Origin of the sequence: Bradyrhizobium sp. 6(2017), from assembly GCF_011058295.2 — a bacterium.
GTDB lineage: Bacteria > Pseudomonadota > Alphaproteobacteria > Rhizobiales > Xanthobacteraceae > Bradyrhizobium > Bradyrhizobium septentrionale.
The window spans coordinates 1,169,126-1,188,217 of the sequence record NZ_CP049289.2 but is presented as its reverse complement, the minus strand read 5'-3'; the positions used below and the strand labels follow the sequence as shown (position 1 = coordinate 1,188,217).

General features: G+C 64.0%; 17 protein-coding genes. 12 read left to right on the top strand and 5 right to left on the bottom strand.

Annotated features, from left to right (window positions below):
• Positions 1 to 273: 273 nt before the first annotated feature.
• Positions 274 to 1,701, top strand: a complete 1,428-nt coding sequence (locus G6P99_RS05575) for a hypothetical protein (RefSeq protein ID WP_165127510.1) — start codon at positions 274 to 276, stop codon at positions 1,699 to 1,701.
• A gap of 42 nt (positions 1,702 to 1,743) precedes the next feature.
• Here the strand turns inward: G6P99_RS05575 and G6P99_RS05570 are convergent, their stop codons facing one another.
• Positions 1,744 to 1,869, bottom strand: a complete 126-nt coding sequence (locus G6P99_RS05570; protein ID WP_256375151.1) for a hypothetical protein — start codon at positions 1,867 to 1,869, stop codon at positions 1,744 to 1,746.
• A 102-nt stretch (positions 1,870 to 1,971) separates the two neighbouring features.
• On the opposite strand from G6P99_RS05570, the gene G6P99_RS05565 reads away from it, so the two are divergent.
• The 6 genes from G6P99_RS05565 to G6P99_RS05540 all read left to right on the top strand — a co-directional run bounded on the left by G6P99_RS05565 (position 1,972) and on the right by G6P99_RS05540 (position 12,059).
• Positions 1,972 to 2,292 (top strand): hypothetical protein, encoded by a 321-nt coding sequence (locus G6P99_RS05565; RefSeq protein ID WP_029079854.1) that lies wholly within the window; start codon positions 1,972 to 1,974, stop codon positions 2,290 to 2,292.
• 229 nt (positions 2,293 to 2,521) lie between these two features.
• Positions 2,522 to 3,256 (top strand): outer membrane protein, encoded by a 735-nt coding sequence (locus G6P99_RS05560; protein WP_029079855.1) that lies wholly within the window; start codon positions 2,522 to 2,524, stop codon positions 3,254 to 3,256.
• A gap of 237 nt (positions 3,257 to 3,493) precedes the next feature.
• A complete protein-coding gene (locus tag G6P99_RS05555) occupies positions 3,494 to 5,638 on the top strand; it encodes a methyl-accepting chemotaxis protein (protein WP_165127508.1) in 2,145 nt (714 codons plus the stop codon).
• Positions 5,639 to 5,950: 312 nt separating this feature from the next.
• Complete coding sequence (locus G6P99_RS05550; RefSeq protein WP_029079857.1) at positions 5,951 to 7,015, top strand: MBL fold metallo-hydrolase; 1,065 nt, start codon at positions 5,951 to 5,953, stop codon at positions 7,013 to 7,015.
• Positions 7,016 to 7,206: 191 nt separating this feature from the next.
• A complete protein-coding gene (gene hemA / locus G6P99_RS05545) occupies positions 7,207 to 8,436 on the top strand; it encodes a 5-aminolevulinate synthase (protein WP_029079858.1) in 1,230 nt (409 codons plus the stop codon).
• A 113-nt stretch (positions 8,437 to 8,549) separates the two neighbouring features.
• Entirely contained in the window at positions 8,550 to 12,059 is a 3,510-nt protein-coding gene (locus G6P99_RS05540; RefSeq protein WP_165127506.1) for a PAS domain-containing hybrid sensor histidine kinase/response regulator, read from the top strand.
• Positions 12,060 to 12,250: 191 nt separating this feature from the next.
• Here G6P99_RS05540 and G6P99_RS05535 read toward each other — a convergent pair whose 3' ends face one another.
• Entirely contained in the window at positions 12,251 to 12,925 is a 675-nt protein-coding gene (locus tag G6P99_RS05535; RefSeq protein ID WP_029079860.1) for a response regulator, read from the bottom strand.
• 317 nt (positions 12,926 to 13,242) lie between these two features.
• Here G6P99_RS05535 and G6P99_RS05530 point away from each other — a divergent pair, with 317 nt between their 5' ends.
• Positions 13,243 to 14,907: an MFS transporter gene (locus G6P99_RS05530; protein ID WP_035976527.1), complete on the top strand. Its 1,665-nt coding sequence runs from the start codon at positions 13,243 to 13,245 to the stop codon at positions 14,905 to 14,907.
• Between the two features lie 96 nt (positions 14,908 to 15,003).
• On the opposite strand, the gene G6P99_RS05525 is transcribed toward G6P99_RS05530, so the two are convergent.
• From G6P99_RS05525 to G6P99_RS05515, 3 genes are all read right to left on the bottom strand, one after another.
• The gene (locus tag G6P99_RS05525) at positions 15,004 to 15,477 is read right to left on the bottom strand and encodes a secondary thiamine-phosphate synthase enzyme YjbQ (RefSeq protein ID WP_029079862.1); all 474 of its coding nucleotides are present in this window, start codon (positions 15,475 to 15,477) and stop codon (positions 15,004 to 15,006) included.
• A gap of 64 nt (positions 15,478 to 15,541) precedes the next feature.
• Positions 15,542 to 16,054 (bottom strand): hypothetical protein, encoded by a 513-nt coding sequence (locus G6P99_RS05520; protein ID WP_029079863.1) that lies wholly within the window; start codon positions 16,052 to 16,054, stop codon positions 15,542 to 15,544.
• A gap of 31 nt (positions 16,055 to 16,085) precedes the next feature.
• Positions 16,086 to 16,709 (bottom strand): 2-hydroxychromene-2-carboxylate isomerase, encoded by a 624-nt coding sequence (locus G6P99_RS05515; protein WP_029079864.1) that lies wholly within the window; start codon positions 16,707 to 16,709, stop codon positions 16,086 to 16,088.
• A 275-nt stretch (positions 16,710 to 16,984) separates the two neighbouring features.
• On the opposite strand from G6P99_RS05515, the gene G6P99_RS05510 reads away from it, so the two are divergent.
• From G6P99_RS05510 to G6P99_RS05495, 4 genes are all read left to right on the top strand, one after another.
• Complete coding sequence (locus tag G6P99_RS05510; protein WP_029079865.1) at positions 16,985 to 17,356, top strand: AtpZ/AtpI family protein; 372 nt, start codon at positions 16,985 to 16,987, stop codon at positions 17,354 to 17,356.
• 72 nt (positions 17,357 to 17,428) lie between these two features.
• A complete protein-coding gene (locus G6P99_RS05505; RefSeq protein WP_029079866.1) occupies positions 17,429 to 18,178 on the top strand; it encodes a F0F1 ATP synthase subunit A in 750 nt (249 codons plus the stop codon).
• 55 nt (positions 18,179 to 18,233) lie between these two features.
• Positions 18,234 to 18,464 carry a F0F1 ATP synthase subunit C gene (locus G6P99_RS05500; RefSeq protein WP_016847054.1) on the top strand — a complete coding sequence of 77 codons (231 nt, stop codon included), beginning with the start codon at positions 18,234 to 18,236 and terminating at the stop codon, positions 18,462 to 18,464.
• Positions 18,465 to 18,523: 59 nt separating this feature from the next.
• Positions 18,524 to 19,090, top strand: coding sequence for a F0F1 ATP synthase subunit B (locus G6P99_RS05495; RefSeq protein WP_165127504.1), 567 nt, complete (start codon positions 18,524 to 18,526; stop codon positions 19,088 to 19,090).
• Positions 19,091 to 19,092 lie beyond the last annotated feature (2 nt).

Sequence of the window (19,092 nt, the reverse complement as noted above, 5' to 3'; positions counted from 1 at the left end):
ATCATCCCGCACGGGCAATTGGGCTTGCTATCGCCCCTCGGTTGCGCTTGCATGGGTTGCATGCCAAGGACGCGCTGAATGTCTGGTAAGCGAGCACCCGAGCCCAGCGGAACTTCAAACCTCAGGAACTTGGCTCGCACCAGCGTGGCGCCCGGGAGGCACCAGCGAGAGCGAATGTCAAGTTCGCAAATTTGGTGAGCGGAGACCGCGCGGAAGTTGAGAGAATCAGATTATTCACGTCCAACTGCTTGATCACCACGACGAGAAACCAGAGTGCAATCCCCCCGCTACAACATTCTGCTGCTGTGCGCCGCAGCAGCCCTGAGAACCAATACGGTATCGGACCATATCCGAGCGTTTCGCCAATACAGTCAGCATAAATATACGATCGTGGATCCGCTGGCGTTCGATGCGATCGGACCAGATCTGGATGCCTTTGACTGCCTGGTATTTCACTATTCCGTCGTGATCTCGATGGAGAACCATGTTCCCGCCTCGCTCCGTGACAAGATCAGGCGCTTCAAAGGGGTCAAGGTCGCGTTCATTCAAGACGAATATCGATTTATCGATCGTCAAAATGCTGCATTGGCCGATCTGCAGATCGGAGCGATTTTTACCGTTACGAACTCGGACGTCACCAGAAGAATCTATCGGGACACGTTCTTCGACAAGGTACGTTTCGAGCATACTTTGACGGGATTTGTACCCGAGCATCTGTTGTCGATGGACGTGCCGAATTATTCGGAACGTCCGCTCGACGTTTCGTATCGCGCACGCAAGGCTCCGCCTTGGTACGGATACTTCGCCGAGGAAAAATGGCGAATAGCCGACAGATTTGCCGCTGATGCAGCTCAGTACAATCTGGTCTGCGACATCGACACGAGCGAAACGTCCCGAATCTACGGCGGCTCCTGGGTTGACTTCATCGCGAGCTCGAAGGCCGTTTTGGGGACGGAGAGCGGGGTCAGTTTCATCGATTTCACCGGGGACGCCCAAATCCAGGTGGAACGCTTCTGCGCCGAAAATCCCGATGTGTCCCACGAGGTGGTGAGACAGAAATTTCTGGGAGACGACGACGGCAAGATCGTTATCCGGGTGGTTTCTCCCCGCATTTTCGAAGCTGCCGCGCTTCGTACTCTGATGATCCTCTATGAAGGTGACTATTCAGGTGCGGTAAAGCCGTGGGATCATTATGTCCCGCTCAACCGCGACCACAGCAACATGGCGGAGGTGGTCTCGGTCATACGAAATCCTTCGAAGGCGCAATCGATCATCGATCGTGCGTTTCACGAAGTCGCGCTGTCTCCGGCGTGGACTTTCAAGCGAATGGTCGAGCAATTTGACAAAGTCGTCGACGACGAAGCGCAACGGGTTGAGCTTGCGCGCAATGCGATTCCCGGGGCGCTCGACCCCCTGGAACTCGCCATCAGCACGCGCGGACTGGAGCTGACCGCACGCGGCCGATATCTGGAAGAACATGTTCTCCCCGTCTACAACAAGCTGATAGAAGACCATCAAGGGCTGGCCAACGCCTACGAAAGGCTGGCCACTGACCACCAAAGGTTGGCCACGGACTTCCAACGGCTAGCCATGGATCAACAGAGCTTGGCCAACATGTCCATCAAGCGCTTTGCCTATACTTGGCTTCGGCGAACCCTCGGTTCCGTCAAGAGAAAATTGACGTCGCCCCTCGGCAACTGAGGACTGTCTACGGCAGAAAGTGCCCTCGTCGGGTTCGCTGGATCAATGCGCGAGCAGCAGGCCCACGCCGCCGATCGTCAGCACGATGTAGAACGCGAACACACTGCCGACCCATTTCCAATCGATGTGTCCGTGTTCGGGGCTGAGGCTCTCGATGATGGCGTGCATGATGGTTTCCTTTAGAAAGTCGCATGCGCGGCGTATAGCCCGCACCCCGAGCACGTCATGTGACTCACTTCACACTTTGCGATCGCGGAGCGGACTTAAAGCGTGACCGGCCCAGAACTGAAGAAATTGCGTAAACACCTCGGCGAGGCGCTTGGCCGCGAGCTGACGGCGGCCGACATGGCGAAGCTGTGCGGGTTGCCGGCCGCCGGCGGCGCCGAGAAGCTCCGCAAATGGGAGGTCACCGGCCCGACCCCGAAGGTCGCCGCGCTGCTGCGCGTGCTGGCGATGGCGAGCGAGCACTATCCGATCCTGGAGAAGTTCGACGTCTTCGATCGCCACGACGTCCCCGTCAAAGACCGCGCCGCGCGCCGTCAAGCGTTCCGCGAGCAGATGCGCGACGACGTGCGCAAGCGACTTGGTTAGCAAGCGGCTTGATTGACGGCGGGCGGGCGTCGCACGCGCCGGGTTAAGCCTTCCTTGATTCCGGCTTAAGCGTTCGTTAGGCACAACAAAACGTTTCGCCGCAAAGCCTGCGACTTAACGCGCCGGGCGGTCTTCCGGTGACAGCATTTTATTCAAATGCTGTCTATCTCGCCGGCCATGGACGGCGCCATGTCGCTGCGCCTCCACGACTTGTCCGGAGACTGACCACATGAAGAAGATCCTGCTTGCAACCGCAGCCGCTGTCGCAGCCTTGAGCGCCACCGCTCAGGCCGCCGACCTCAACCGCGGCTATTACCAGAAGGCGCCCGCGCCCGTTTACGCCGCTCCGCTCTACAACTGGACCGGCTTCTATCTCGGCGGCCATCTCGGCGGCGTGTTTTCCCAGAACAACACGTTCAACGGCCTCGCGCTGTCGGACTCCAGCGCCCGCTTCATGGGCGGCGTGCAGGGCGGTTACGACTGGCAGCTGTCGCCGATGTGGGTGATCGGCCTCGAAGGCCAGTATTCCTGGGTCGGCAACCACCAGCTCAACGCGATCTTCCCCGGCGGCTATGTCTACAACAACAACCAGCGCGGCATCGCATCGATCACCGGCCGCGTCGGCTACACCTGGGGCCCGGGCCTGATCTATGTGAAGGGCGGCTACGCCTACTCCGACAACAACGAGTCCGTGACGCTTGGCGGCGCGCCGGTCGGCTTCGCGCTCACCGACAATCACAGCAACGGCTGGACGATCGGCGGCGGCGCCGAATACATGTTCGCGCCGAACTGGTCGGCCAAGGTCGAGTACCAGTACTACGACTTCGGCGACAGCCGCTTCACCGCGCCGGCCGCGCTGGTGCCGTTCGGCAGCTTCCACAATGACGAGCACACGGTGAAGGCCGGCCTCAACTACCGCTTCAATCTCGGCAACCTCGGCGGCCCCGGCTACGCGCGTTACTGAGACCACGCCCCACAACCAATAGTGGAAAGGCCGGCTCGCGCCGGCCTTTTTGCGTCCGGTCGCGTGCATCGATTCCGCACAGCGAACTAGGAGAGTGCTCGCGCACCGCCGCCCTGAAAAATCCGGCGGATCGTCGCAATTTTCCCGATTTTGTTAACCCGCCGCACCGATACTCCCGCGCCGGGGAAACATCCAAGAGTAGTGGCCAGGGGTAGTGGGCCAGGGGGCACGGGGGCAATGGCGTTTCGGTTCAAGCTCGGCAAACTCAATCTCAAGCACATCCGCCTGCCGCAGATGGGCGTCAGGGGCAGCCTGTTCGCGGCATTCGCCGTGATCGCGGGCATGGCGCTTGTGATCAGCGCAGGCGCCGGCATCGTGCTGCATCAGCTCGGCGGCACCATGACCGATCTCAGCGGCCGCGACATCCCGCGGCTTGCCGCAAGCCTGCAACTGTCAGCGCAGAGCGCCTCGCTGGCGGCGCAAGGTCCCGGCCTGCTCGCCGTGCAGAGCGAGGATGCACTCAACGATCGCAGCAAGAAGGTGAAGGAGGTCGCGCAGGCGACCCGCGCCAAGCTCGGCGAGATCATCGAGCTCGGCGCCGACAAATCCGTGGTCAGCGCGCTGCAGGAGAACGTCAAGAACACCGACGAGGCCACCAATAGCCTGATCTCGGCGGCGCGCGAGCGGCTCGAAGTCGGCGCGCTGCGCGACAAGCAGTACAATGCGCTGCGCAAGGCGCAGGCGGTCTTCGTCTCCGCCGCGAGCCCCGCGATGCTCGACGCCCAAACGAGACTCAACGCCATCCTCGGCGCCGCCGACGTGTCCGCCGATGATGCCACCGAGGCGGCCCGCACTGTCGGCCAGATCAGCAACGTGCTCTCCGCCGGCAATCTGATGGCCGCCGACATGACCGCCGCGCTGTCGGCCAATTCCAGCGAGACGCTCGATGCGATCGAGGCCGAGTTCAAGAACGGGCGCGAACGCATCAAGTCCAACCTCGAGGACCTGCCGAACAATCCGGCGATCGTCGCGGTGCGCGACACGGCGCAGAAGCTGCTCGTGCTCGGCGAGGGCAAGACCGGCGTGTTCAAGATCCGCCAGAAGGAGCTCGACGCGATCGATTACGGCCAGACCATTTTGGAAGAAACGCGCAAGCTCAATGTCGGGCTCGGCATCAGCGTGCAGCAGCTGGTCGAGGCCGTGCAGAAGGAGACCGACACCTCGACCTTCCAGGCGCGGCAGCAGATCTCGCTCGCGACCATGGTGATGATCGCGCTCGGCGCGCTGACGCTGGTCGGCTCGTTCCTGTTCGTCTGGCTCTATGTCGGGCGCAACATCCTGCGCCGGATCCGCGGCCTGCAGCGTTCGATGCAGCTGTTGTCCGACGGCGACCTCGACACCGAGATCCCGCAGAGCCGGCAGCGCGACGAGATCGCTGTGATGGCCGACGCGCTGCAGGTGTTCCGCGAGAGCATGATCGAGGGCCGCGAGCTCACGGCAAACCAGAACAAGGACCGCACCGCCAAGGCGGAGCGCACCACGCGCATGGAAGCGCAGATCGTCACCTTCGAGTCCAATGTCCGCAGCGCGCTCGGCAGCCTGCAGACCGCGGCGAACTCGATGCAGTCGACCGCGCAGAGCATGTCGGCAACCGCCGACCAGTCGAGCGCAATGGTCAATGCGGTGGCCTCGGCCGCCGAGGAGACCTCGGTCAACGTGCAGACGGTGTCGGCCGGCACCGAGGAGCTGTCGTCGTCGATCTCGGAGATCGGCCGCCAGGTGGTCACCTCGGCGGAAATCGCCCGCAAGGCGGTCGAGGAAGCCAGCGCCACCGACAGCACCATGCAGGGCCTTGCCGACAACGCCGCGCGGATTAGCGTCGTGGTCGACCTGATCCAGACCATCGCCTCGCAGACCAACCTGCTGGCGCTCAACGCCACCATCGAGGCGGCGCGCGCCGGCGAGGCCGGCCGCGGCTTTGCCGTGGTCGCCTCCGAGGTCAAGAACCTCGCCAGCCAGACCGCGAAGGCGACCGAGGAAATCCGCCAGCAGATCGTCAGCATGCAGGAGGTGACGACCACGGCGGTTTCCGCGATCCGCAACATCTCGAGCACAATCGGCGAGATCAACGACGTCACCACCGCGATCGCCGCCGCCGTCGAGGAACAGGGCGCGGCGACCCGTGAGATCGCCCGCAACATCCAGCACGCCGCCGGTGGCACCAGCGAGGTGTCGAGCAACATCGTCGGCGTCTCCACCGCGTCAGCCGAAGCCGGCGCCGCCGCCGGCGAGGTGCTGAGCGCCTCCGACGCGCTGCGCCGCGAGGCCGACGTGCTGCGCTCGGAGATCGACGGCTTCCTGTCGAAAATCCGCGCGGCGTAGGAATAGGCCCCGGATTACGCTTCGCTCCATCCGGGCTACGCATGCTTTGACCTCCCCTTGAAAAGGGGAGGTCGCTTTGCTCGTTAGAGCAAAGCGGGTGGGGATCTGCTCTCTCGGCTTGCAGCGTCGCCCGCGGCTGCCCCCCATCCCAACCTTCCCCCTTTCAGGGGGAAGGAGAAGAGAGAGATGTAACCCGGATGAAGCGCATCGCAATCCGGGCTACGGAATTCGGGTGCCTCGCCGCCCCATTCTCCGGACGACTATCTGATTTTTCGGCTGGCGCGGCGGGCAATGTGCCGCTAAGCCGATAGCATGCATACGAAGACCGACAGCCTGCCCTCCTCGGCGGAGGCATTGCGATACCCTTGGGAGAACCATCCCGGCCACGATCAGGTCGTGGAGGTCGCCCCCGGCGTGCTGTGGGCGCGGCTGAAGCTGCCGTTCCGCCTCAACCATGTGAACGTCTATCTGCTCGCCGACGGCGACGGCTGGACCATGGTGGATGCCGGCTTCGGCAATGAGGAATCGATCTCGGCCTGGACCACGCTGTTCGAGGGACCGCTGAAGCACGTCAAGGTCACGCGGCTGATCGTGACCCATTCGCACCCCGATCATGTCGGTCTCGCCGGCTGGATCACCGAGCGCTTCGGCTGCCCACTGTTCATGTCGCAGGTGGAATATCTGCAGTCGGTCTATCACCAGAACCGCGGCACCGAGGAACGGCGCAACGCGCAGCGGCTGTTCTTCCGCCGCCACGGCATGGACGAGGACCTGACGGAGAAGCTGCTCGGCCGCGGCCAGGACTATCTGAAGCGCGTCTCGGTGCTGCCGCCGTCCTATCACCGCCTCACCCATGGCGACGAGGTCGTGATCGGCGCGCGGCGCTTCAAGGTGATCACCGGCGGCGGCCACGCGCTCGACCAGGTGATGCTGTATTGTGCGGCCGACAAATTATTCCTGTCCGCCGACCAGGTGCTGAGTAAGATCTCGCCCAATGTCAGTGTCTGGGCGGTCGAGCCCGAGCAGAATTCGCTCGGCGAATATCTGGCGTCGCTGGCGAGCCTGACCACCACTTTGCCCTACGACGTGATGGTGCTGCCCGGACACGGCGTGCCGTTCTACGGGCTGAAGACCCGGATCAAGCAGCTCGCCGATCACCATGAGGAGCGCTGCCGGCTGATCGCCGAGGCCTGCCGCGAGGTGCCGCAGACCTCCAAGGAGCTGGTGCCGGTGGTGTTCCACAAGCACGTGCTGGACGAGCACCAGATGGGCTTCGCTGCCGGCGAACTGGTTGCCCATGTCAACTACATGCTGGTCGAGGGCCGGCTGACGGCCGAGATGGCCGCCGACGGCATGCTGCGCTTCAGGACGACCTGAGCGCCCGGTTCCGGGGCGGCCATGCCGCCTCCCGGCGATTTGCCCGAAATCAAGGCGGATAGACCCCCGCTAGGGCAATTTGCCCAACTGCGGCGCATGCCCAGATGTGAGCCAATGCATGGACATTAGAGCTGGAAAAGCTCTAAGAAGAGGCAGCTTTTCCGGTCAGGTTCCGCTTTCTGGGTTCGCCGATGAATTACAGCCAGTTCTTCCAAACCGCCCTCAACCGCCTGCATGACGAGCGGCGCTACCGGGTGTTCGCCGACCTCGAGCGGATCGCGGGACGCTTCCCGCACGCGACCTGGCATTCGCCGAAAGGCAGCCGCAACGTCGTGATCTGGTGCTCCAACGACTATCTCGGCATGGGCCAGCACCCCAAGGTGGTCGGCGCCATGGTCGAGACCGCGACCCGGGTCGGCACCGGCGCCGGCGGTACCCGCAACATCGCGGGCACCCACCATCCGCTGGTGCAGCTTGAGGCCGAGCTCGCCGACCTCCACGGCAAGGAAGCTTCGCTGCTGTTCACCTCGGGCTATGTCTCGAACCAGACCGGCATCTCGACGCTCGCCAAGCTGATCCCGAACTGCCTGATCCTGTCGGACGCGCTGAACCACAATTCGATGATCGAAGGCGTGCGGCAGGCCGGCTGCGAGCGCCAGATCTTCCGCCACAACGACGTCGCCCATCTCGAAGAGCTGCTGATCGCCGCCGGCCCCGACCGGCCGAAGCTGATCGTCTGCGAGAGCCTTTATTCGATGGACGGCGACGTCGCGCCGCTCGCCAAGATCTGCGATCTCGCCGAGAAGTACGGCGCCATGACCTATGTCGACGAGGTGCATGCGGTCGGCATGTACGGCCCGCGCGGCGGCGGCATTGCCGAGCGTGATGGCGTGATGCACCGGATCGACGTGCTCGAAGGCACCCTCGCCAAGGCGTTCGGCTGCCTCGGCGGCTATATCGCCGGCCGCGCCGAGATCATCGACGCGGTGCGCTCCTACGCGCCGGGCTTCATCTTCACGACCGCGCTGCCGCCGGCGATCTGCTCGGCCGCGACGGCCGCGATCCGCCATCTGAAGACCTCGAACTGGGAGCGCGAGCGGCACCAGGACCGCGCCGCCCGCACCAAGGCGATCCTGACCGCCGCCGGCCTGCCTGTGATGTCGAGCGACACCCATATCGTGCCGCTGTTCGTCGGCGATCCCGAGAAGTGCAAGCGCGCCTCCGACCTGCTGCTCGAGGACCACGGCATCTACATCCAGCCGATCAACTATCCGACGGTCGCCAAGGGCACCGAGCGGCTGCGCATCACGCCCTCGCCCTACCATGACGACGGCCTGATCGACGCGCTGGCCGAGGCCCTGCTCCAGGTCTGGGACCGGCTCGGCCTGCCGCTGCGCCAGAAGTCGCTGGCCGCCGAGTAACCCTATCCTTCTCCGCCCCCGAATTTGGGCCGGTCGTGCGATGCGCGGCCGGCCCTTTGCGTTATAATCGGGGCAACCGGCCCGTTCTTGGCCGGGACAGGAGATAGGCAGCGATGCTGCACGACTGGGGCGTCATCGCCACGGCGTTCGCCTACATCGGATTGTTGTTCTTCATTGCCAGCCGCGGCGACCGGACGTCGCCGGGCGCGCGCGGCCGTGCCAGCCAGTGGATCTATCCGCTGTCGCTGGCGATCTACTGCACCTCCTGGACCTTCTTCGGCTCGGTCGGCTTCGCCACCCGCACCAGCATCGACTTCCTGGCGATCTATGTCGGCCCGATCGTGATGATCGGACTGTGCACGCCGCTGCTGCGCCGGGTGATCGCGCTCGCCAAGTCGCAGAACATCACCTCGATCGCCGACTTCATCGCCGCGCGCTACGGCAAGAGCCAGGCGGTCGCGGCCACCGTGGCGCTGATCGCGATCATCGGCTCGGTGCCCTACATCGCGCTGCAGCTGAAAGCGATGGCGTCGTCGCTGGAGACCATCCTGAGCGAGGACCAGGCGTTCTCGAAAATCCCGATCATCGGCGACATCGCGCTGATGGTGACCTTGGCGATGGCGGTGTTCGCGGTGCTGTTCGGCACCCGTCATACCGACGCCACCGAACACCAGCACGGCCTGATCCTGGCGATCGCCGCCGAATCCATCGTCAAGCTGGTCGCCTTCATCGCCGCCGGCGCCTTCGTCACCTTCTGGATGTTCTCTCCGGTCGAGCTCTATGAGCGCGCCCTGAAGACGCCGGAGGCGGTGCGCGCGATCGAATACGTGCCGTCGATCGGCAATTTCCTGATCATGACGCTGCTGTCGTTCTGCGCGGTCATGCTATTGCCGCGCCAGTTCCACGTCAGCGTGGTGGAGAATTCGACCAGCGCCGAGGTCAGCCGGGCGCGCTGGCTGTTCCCGCTCTACCTCGTCGCGATCAATTTGTTCGTGATTCCGATCGCGATCGCGGGCCTCGTCATCTTCCCGTTCGGCGCGGTCGATGCCGACATGTTCGTGCTGGCGCTGCCGATCGAGGGCAATTCGCAGCTGCTCAGCCTCGCCGTCTTCGTCGGCGGGCTGTCAGCGGCGACCGCGATGGTGATCGTCGAATGCGTCGCGCTCTCGATCATGGTCTCCAACGACATCGTGCTGCCGCTGGTGCTGCCGCGCAGCGACGACATCAGCACCGGCCAGAAGGATTTCGGCGATTTCCTGCTGAAGGCGCGCCGGTTCTCGATCTTCGCCATCATGGTGCTGGCGTATTTCTACTATCGCGCGCTCGGCAACACCCAGCTGGTCGCGATCGGCCTGCTGTCGTTTGCCGCGATCACCCAGCTGGCGCCGGCCTTCTTCGGCGGCCTGTTCTGGCGGCGCGCTACCGCGCGCGGCGCCATGGCGGGCATGCTGGTCGGCTTCGCGACATGGCTCTACACGCTGTTCATCCCGAGCTTCCTGGAGACCTCGACCACCGGCCTGATGCTGCTGCAGCATGGACCGTTCGGGATCGAGGCGCTGCGGCCGCAGGCCTTGTTCGGCGCCGACCTGCCGCCGCTGCTGCACGGCGTGCTGTGGAGCCTTGCGCTCAACATCCTGACCTATGTCCTGTTCTCATTGGCGCGCGCGCCGTCCGCGATCGAGCTGTTGCAGGCCGATGTGTTCGTGCCCAACGCGCTGGCGCCGATCGCGCCGAGCTTCCGGCGCTGGCGCACCACGGTCACGGTGCAGGACATCCAGAGCACGGTGACGCAATATCTCGGTCCCGACCGCACCCGCGAGGCCTTCGCCTCGTTCGCGGCCGACCGCAACATCATGGTGCAGACCTCGGCGCCGGCCGATTTCGAGCTGCTGCAGCATGCCGAGCGGTTGATCGCCTCCTCGATCGGGGCCGCGTCCTCGCGCCTCGTGATGTCGCTGCTGTTGCAGCGGCGCACCGTGTCGGCCAAGGCCGCGCTGAAGCTGCTCGACGATTCCCACGCCGCGCTGCACTTCAACCGCGAGATCCTGCAGACCGCGCTCAATCATGTGCGCCAGGGCATCGCGGTGTTCGACGCCGATTTGCAGCTGATCTGTTCCAACCGCCAGTTCTCCGAATTGCTCGGGCTGCCGCAGCATCTGGTGCAGCTCGGTATCCCGCTGCCCGAGATCCTCGAATTCATGGGGGCGATCAGTCCGCCGCCGGCGGGCGACAGCGACAGCCTGTTGCAGCTGCGGCTGCGCGCCTACACCACCGAGGGCGAGCCCTATCTGGAACGCTTCACCGACCGCCATCTGGTGATCGAGGTGCGCGCCAACCGGATGCCGGGCGGCGGGCTCGTCATCACCTTCTCCGACGTCACGCCGAGCTTCGAGGCCGCCGAGGCGCTGGAGCGCGCCAATGCGACGCTGGAAAAGCGCGTGCGCGACCGCACCGAGGAACTGACGCGGCTGAACTCGGAGCTCGCGCTCGCCAAGGGCGTCGCGGAAGACGCCAACGCCTCCAAGACGCGCTTCCTGGCGGCTGCCAGCCACGACATCCTGCAGCCGCTCAATGCGGCGCGGCTCTACGTCACGAGCCTGGTCGAGCGCCAGAACGGCGGCGAGGATTCACGCCTGGTCGAGAACATCGACGACTCGCTGGAAGCGATCGAGGATATCCTGGGCGCGCTGCTCGACATCTCCAGGCTCGACGCCGGCGCCATGACGCCGGCGATCACGAGCTTCCGGATGGCGGACCTGATGCGCTCGCTGGAGATCGAGTTCATGCCGATCGCCCGCGACAAGGGCCTCGATCTGCGCTTCGTGGCCTGCTCGCTGCCGGTCGAATCCGACCGCTCGCTGCTGCGCCGGCTGCTGCAGAACTTCATCTCCAACGCCATCAAATATACCCCGCGTGGCCGCGTGCTGATCGGCTGCCGCCGCCGCGGCGACAAGCTGCAGATCAGCATCTTCGACACCGGCGTCGGTATCCCCGTGCAGAAGCGCGGCGAGATCTTCAAGGAATTCCACCGCCTCGAGCAGGGCGCCCGGATCGCCCGCGGCCTCGGTCTCGGCCTGTCGATCGTCGAGCGGCTGGCGCGCGTGCTCAATCACCGCATCGCGATCTCGGCCAATCTGAGCGGCGGCTCGGCATTCTCGGTCACGGTGCCGGTCGCGACCGCGGTCAATCACACCGCCGCCGTCACCAGCGCCACGCCGCTGTCGAAGACGCCGATGAGCGGTTCACTGATCGTCTGCATCGAGAACGATCCCGCCATTCTCGACGGCATGAAGACGCTGCTGACGGCGTGGGACGCCGAGGTGATCGCGGTGCTCGATGCCGACGGCGCGATCAGTGCGATCGAGGGCGCCGGCGGCCGCGTCACCGGCGTGCTGGTCGACTACCATCTCGACCGCGGCAACGGCGTCGCCGCGATCCGCGATATCCGCCGCCGCTTCGGCGACGGCATCCCGGCGATCCTGATCACCGCCGACCGCAGCCCGGCCGTGCGCGCCGCCGCGCGCGAGGAAAACATCGCGGTGCTGAACAAGCCGGTCAAACCGGCCTCGCTCCGCGCTCTGCTCGGACAGTGGCGGACGCAGCAGATGGTGGCGGCGGAGTAGCAGCAAAGTGCGCAAACCGCGCATTCCACACCTGCCCCGTCATCCTGAGGTGCGAGCGAAGCGAGCCTCGAAGGATGCACGGCCCGGCTGGTGGCCGTCGACCCTTCGAGACGCGCGCAAGAGCGCGCTCCTCAGCGACAACGGCGAAGCCGTTGCGGGGGGTGACGGAACGAAAGGCCGGGCGATGTCCGTCAGCTCGACGGCGTGCCCTGGCGCCATTGGCCGCCGGCGATCTTGGCGGCGGCGATCACGGCTTGGGTGCGGCTTTCGACGCCGAGCTTCTGCAGGATGGCCGAGACATGGGCCTTGATGGTGGCCTCTGAGACGCCGAGCTCGTAGGCGATCTGCTTGTTGAGCAGCCCCTCGGACAGCATCATGAGCACCCGCACCTGCTGCGGGGTCAGTGTCACCAGGCGGTCGCGCAGCCGGGTCATGTCGGGATCGCCGCCAGCCGACAGATCGGTGTCCGGCGGAACCCAGACGTCGCCTTCCATCACCTTCATGATGGCATCGCGCAGCGTCTCGACGCCGAAGCGCTTCGGGATGAAACCGGAGGCGCCAAAGTCGAGCGAGCGGCGGATGGTTCCGGCATCGTCGCTGGCAGAGACGATGACGACCGGGATCGCCGGATATTGCGCCCGCAGATAGATCAGGCCGGAGAAGCCGCTGATCCCCGGCATGCTCAGGTCGAGCAGGATCAGGTCGACCTCGGAGTCCCGTTCCAGGAGCGCGGTCAGATCCTCGAACGATCCGGCCTCGCTGATCGTGGCCGAACTCACGACGCTCGACACCGCCTGGCGCAACGCATCGCGGAACAACGGATGGTCGTCGGCGATGACAAGGTGAGTATTGGCAGCAGCAGTCATCTCAGTCCCACAAGCGGGCCTTGACAAACCCGCACCGTTCGGTTGTCGCCCGCGCGGCAGTATCACGCAAGGGCTCGATAATACCAGATGCCAACGCAGTTAACCCGCCCAGCTTGTGCGCCGCAATAGACGCACGCCGGGAGCGTTCCATATCGCTCGTCCCTCAGAAGATAAGTTCGATCCTGAAAAGGCCAAAAGTCTTATTGGGGCACATTTCACTGCAATGTTACCCTTTAACTCAAGCTTGGGGCTTATTCGGGCCCAACCCGGCAGACGGGAACGAGCATGGCAGCAATAATTCGGGGGGAGCGATCCAGATGTCCACAATGACTGCAACTTCGGCGCGGCCCGCCGGCATGACCAAGGATGAGCGTTTCGTCATCCTCGCGTCGTCGCTCGGCACCGTCTTCGAGTGGTACGATTTCTATCTGTACGGTTCACTGGCCGGCATCATCGGCGCGCAGTTCTTCTCCGACTATCCGCCGGCGACCCGCGATATCTTCGCGCTGCTGGCCTTTGCCGCCGGCTTCCTGGTCCGCCCGTTCGGCGCGATCGTGTTCGGCCGGGTCGGCGACATCGTCGGCCGCAAATACACCTTCCTCGTCACCATCCTGATCATGGGTCTGTCGACCTTCATCGTCGGCCTGTTGCCCAACGCCAAGACCATCGGCATCGCGGCGCCGATCATCCTGATCTCGCTGCGCCTGTTGCAGGGCCTTGCGCTCGGCGGTGAATATGGCGGTGCGGCGACCTATGTCGCCGAGCATGCGCCGCAGGGCAAGCGTGGCTACTACACCTCGTTCATCCAGACCACGGCAACACTCGGACTGTTCCTGTCGCTGCTGGTGATTCTGTTCACCCGATCCATCATCGGCGAAAAGGACTTCGCGGAATGGGGCTGGCGCATTCCGTTCCTGGTGTCGGTGCTGCTGCTCGGCATCTCGGTCTGGATCCGGCTGCGGTTGAATGAATCGCCGGTGTTCCAGCGCATGAAGGACGAGGGCAAGGCCTCCAAGGCGCCGTTGACCGAAGCCTTCGCGACCTGGAGCAACGCCAAGATCGTGATCCTCGCGCTGTTCGGCCTGACGATGGGCCAGGCGGTGATCTGGTACACGGGCCAGTTCTACGCGCTGTTCTTCCTGCAATCGATCCTGAAGGTCGACGGCTACACCGCCAACCTCCTGATCGCCTGGTCGCTGTTGCTCGGCACCGGCTTTTTCCTGGTGTTCGGCGCGCTGTCGGACAAGATCGGCCGCAAGCCGATCATCCTGGCGGGCTGCCTGATCGGCGCACTCACACTGTTCCCGATCTTCCGCATGATCACGACCAACGCCAACCCGGCGCTGGAAAAGGCCTATGAGACGGTCAAGGTGCAGGTGGTGGCGGATCCCGCGGGCTGCGGCGATCTGTTCAACCCGGTCGGCACCCGCGTCTTCACGGCGCCTTGCGATACCGCCCGCGCCTTCCTGGCCCAGTCGTCGGTGAAGTACTCCACCGTGCCAGGCCCGGCCGGCTCGCCGGTAAAGATCACAGTCAACGACAAGGAAGTGCCCTACACGGACGCCAAGACGTCGAACCCCGCGATAACAGCGGCGGTGCAGGCGGCGGGCTATCCGAAGCCGGGTGACGCCGGCATCGTGAAGATGTCGAACCCGTTCGACGTCTTCCGTCCGCAGGTAGCCGCAGTCATCGGTCTGCTGTTCATCCTGGTGCTCTACGTCACCATGGTTTACGGACCGATCGCAGCGATGCTGGTCGAACTGTTCCCGACCAAGATCCGCTACACCTCGATGTCGCTGCCCTATCACATCGGCAACGGCTGGTTCGGCGGCCTGCTGCCGGCGACCGCGTTTGCGATCACCGCCTCGACCGGCGATATCTATTCCGGACTGTGGTACCCGGTGATCTTCGCGGCAATCACCGTCGTGGTTGGCGCATTGTTCATTCCGGAGACCAAGGACGTCGACATCAGCAAGACCTGATCGGTCGACATCTCGATCAAACAGCATCGGCCGCGGAGCGATCCGCGGCCGATGTCATTTGAGAAGCCAGATCGAATTGAAAGCCGGTCGAACGCGTCAGTGCGTGGCCCCGATGAATTGCAGCACGATCTCGCGCCGATGCGGACGGGCGCGATGCTCGATCAGATAGATGCCCTGCCAGGTGCCGAGCGCCATTTCATCATCGAGGACCGGAATCTGCAGCGAGGTCGCCGTCAGCATGGTCTTGATATGCGCCGGCATGTCGTCGGGACCTTCGGTATCGTGGCGCCAGCCGCCGTCTTCGGGTGCGGCGCGATCGAGCGCCGTCATCAGGTCGACCAGCACCGTCGGATCGGCATTTTCCTGGATCGTCAGCGAGGCCGAGGTGTGACGGATGAACAGCGTTACCACGCCCTCGCCGGCACGCACTTCGCGCAGGAATTTTACGACCTCGCGCGTGATGTCGGTAAAGCCTGCGCCAGAGGTTTCCACCGTCAACCGCGACGAGACGATGCTGGTCGCAGCGACCGATGATGGCGTCGAGCGCGACATGGTTCTCGCTGAATTCATCTGCGCTCCTTCAACACGTCACGGCGGAGGCTGCGACGACGCTTTTGAGCAGCGCCGCGTCACCTCAAATCTTGCCGCCATTGACGTCGCGCTGCACGCGGTTGGCCATCTCGATCAGCCGCCGCCAGGCCCGCTCCACGAACGACATCACGCGATCCATGTCGCGGTCGCTCGGCAGCGGAATCTCGATCTTGCGCTCGCCCTCGGCGACCTTCGGCTCGGCCTTCTTCAACGAATCCGACTTCGGCAGCGCCTCGTCGGTCTTGGCCGGCGGTGTGCGCGCCACAAGTTCGCCCTTCAAATTGTCATTGTCGGCCTGCAAGCGCCCGATCTCGGCATCCAGCGCCGCGCGCTCGTCGGGCACCATGTAACAGGCCCAGCCGGCGCTGGAATTGGTGCAGGTCGACACCGCGCCGGTGCGGGTGTCGAGCCGCAGGAAGCCGTCGCCTGCCGGAGACAATGCGTAGCGGCCGTTCTCGGTGTCGGGCGCGGTTTGCGCCGTCGCCGCGCCGCTCGTGATCAAAACGGCCGCAACAATTGCGATGGACGATTTTGAGAGCGACGACGCGATGGGCATGGCTTGCTCCGCCTCAACCTGATTCCTGCCCCTAGCCCACAGAGCTATAGGGCTTGCGGCCTGACTTCAACGCGTCCTCGAGCAATTCGATCCGGTCCTGGCCCCAGAAGACTTCGCCATCGAGCACATAGCCGGGCGAGCCGAACACGCCGGCGTTGAGCGCATCCTGGCGATTCTGCTCATAGGCCGCGCTGATCGCATCAGAGGGTGAGCGCTCGACAAGCTGCCGGCCGGGCAAGCCCGCATCGTCGGCGAGCTTCACCAGCGTGGCGGGATCGGCAAGGTTGAGCTCAAGCTCCCAGACCGCGGGATAGGCCCGTTGCAAAAACGGCTCGGGGTCGAGACCCACCTCGAGCGCCGCGATCACGACGCCATCAGCCAGACGACCGTTGAACGGCCAGTTGGCTGGCTGCAGATGGAAATTCAGCCCGCGCTTGTCGCGCCAGCGCTGCAACTCGATCATCCGGTAGCGCTGCCGCACCGGATGGCGCTGCGCGAGCGGCAGCCCGCCGGTCTCCGAGAACAGATCGACCAGCAGCACGGGTCGGTAATTTACCTTGAGATCGTAAATGCTTACGAGCCGAACGAAGGGCTTGTGGCCGATATAGGCCCAAGGTGATTGCAGCGAGAAGTAGTAATCGATTGGGCGCGGCATGCGGAACCTTGACTGCACGAGAGCGGGAGACTTTGGGTGATCCCAGCAGAGCAGGATAAGCCGCGCAATATCGCTCAATGCCACGCAAGCTGTTGCACTGCGATCACTGTGTCACTCTGACCTTGAATATCTCCAAATAAATCCAGCAGAATCAAAGCAATAACTGGTTACGACGCAATCTTGACTTGATTAGACGCGGTAAGTATGGTCCGCGCGGCTTTTGACGGGGACGGGCGCAATTTCCATCATCCGCGGCATCGGTTAGTGTTTGCAGCATGGCTGAAAGCACCAACGACGGCGCAGATGGAAGTCGCGATCATTCGTCTCCCGACGAAGCTGCGCTTTCCGCAAGGCTCGGAAGTCTCGATCATCGGTTGTCAGAAATTCGCGACAGCCGCAGGAGCAAGACTGATCAATCCGGTACTGAAGGCGGGGACCGTGCGGCCAGAGCTTCGGCGATGGCGCTCGGTTTTCGTCTTTCCTCGGAGCTGGTCGCGGGCGTTGCCGTCGGAGCGGCGCTTGGCTGGGGGGTCGACCGTTTGCTGTCGACGTCGCCATTCGGATTCATCGTGTTAACGCTGCTCGGCTTCGTCGCCGGCGTGGTCAACGTGGTGAGGTCCGCGGGCGTGGCCTCGGGCAAGCGGTGAGCGCTGGCGGGAAGTCACGACATCTGAAATTCGATTACCGGCACGATGGCCGGTGGACCAAGAGCCGCGCGGATGAAAATCGACCCGATCCACCAGTTCAATATCGAGCCCCTCTTCACGCTCGGCCACATCGGCAATCACACGATCGCCTTCACCAATTCGACGCTCTTCATGCTCATCGCGGTGCTGCTGATAGCGCTGCTGATGCTGGCGAGCGGCCGGGAGTTGGTTCCGGGTCGTCTGCAGTCGGTCGCCGAAATCTCCTACGAGTTCGTCGCCACCACAATTCGCAGCACGGCCGGCGCGGAAGGCATGAAGTTCTTCCCGCTGATCTTCTCGCTCTTCATGTTCCTCTGCGTCTCGAACCTGGTGGGCGTGATTCCCTACACCTTCACGATTGCGAGCCATCTGATCGTGACCGCGGCGCTTGCGCTGCTGGTTTTCTTCACCGTCCTGATCTACGGCGTCTACAAGAACGGCCTGAAATTCTTCAGTATCTTCGTCCCCCACGGCGTTCCGGTCTACATCCTGCCGCTGGTCATGTTCATCGAGATCCTGTCGTTCTTCCTGCGGCCGGTCTCGCACAGCGTTCGTCTGTTCGCCAACATGCTGGCCGGCCACATCGCGCTGAAGGTGTTCGCGGGCTTCGTCGCAATGCTCGGCTTCTCGCTCGGCGCGCTCGGCTGGTTCGGCGGCGTGCTGCCGCTCGCGCTCACGGTGGCGCTGTACGCCCTTGAACTGCTGGTCGCGTTCTTGCAGGCCTACGTGTTCGCGATCCTGACCTGCATCTACCTCAACGACGCCATTCATCCGGGACACTAAGCGGTCCGGGGAATCTCCACCCACCAATCTGTCTATCTTTCTCAAGGAGCTACAAATGGAACCGGCAGCAGCAAAACTTATCGGCGCGGGCATCGCGTGCATCGGCATGGGCGGTGCGGGCGTCGGCGTGGGCATCATCTTCGGCAACTACCTCGCCGCTGCGGTGCGCAACCCCTCGGCCGCTCAGGGCCAGTTCGGCAACCTGATCTTCGGCTTCGCGGTGACCGAAGCGCTCGGCATCTTCTCGCTGCTGATCGCGCTGCTTCTGCTGTTCGTTCCGCTCTGAGCGGCACCCCGTCGCGCCGCCCCTTCGGGCGGCGCGCATGACAGCAACAGGAGAACACCATGGCTGAGAGTCATGGCGAGGCAAAAGGCCAGAAAGCCGGCGCCCACACCGAGACCGATGGCGGACATCACGGCGGAGCCTTTCCGCCGTTCGATTCGTCCAATTTCGCCTCGCAGCTGGTGTCGCTGGCGATTGCATTTGTCGCGCTCTACCTGATCGTGTCGCGTATCGCACTGCCGCGTGTCGGCGGGACGATCGATGCACGTCAGAACAAGATCGAGGGCGATCTGGCCGAGGCGCAGAAGCTGAAGGACCAGGCCGACGCGGCGCTGAAGGCCTATGAAACCGAGCTGGCGAACGCCCGTGCCAACGCGCAGGCGATCGGCAACGAGACCCGCGAGAAGCTGAACGCGGCCTCGGAAGTCGAGCGCAAGGCGCTGGAAGAGAAGCTGGCGGCCAAGCTCGCCGACGCCGAGAAGCAGATCGCAACGACCCGGACCAACGCCATGAGCAACGTCCGCGGCATCGCGGCGGATGCAGCCGGCGCCATCGTCCAGCAACTCGCCGGCGTCACGCCGGACGCGAATGCGGTCAACAGCGCCGTCGACGCGTCGCTGAAGGGATAGGC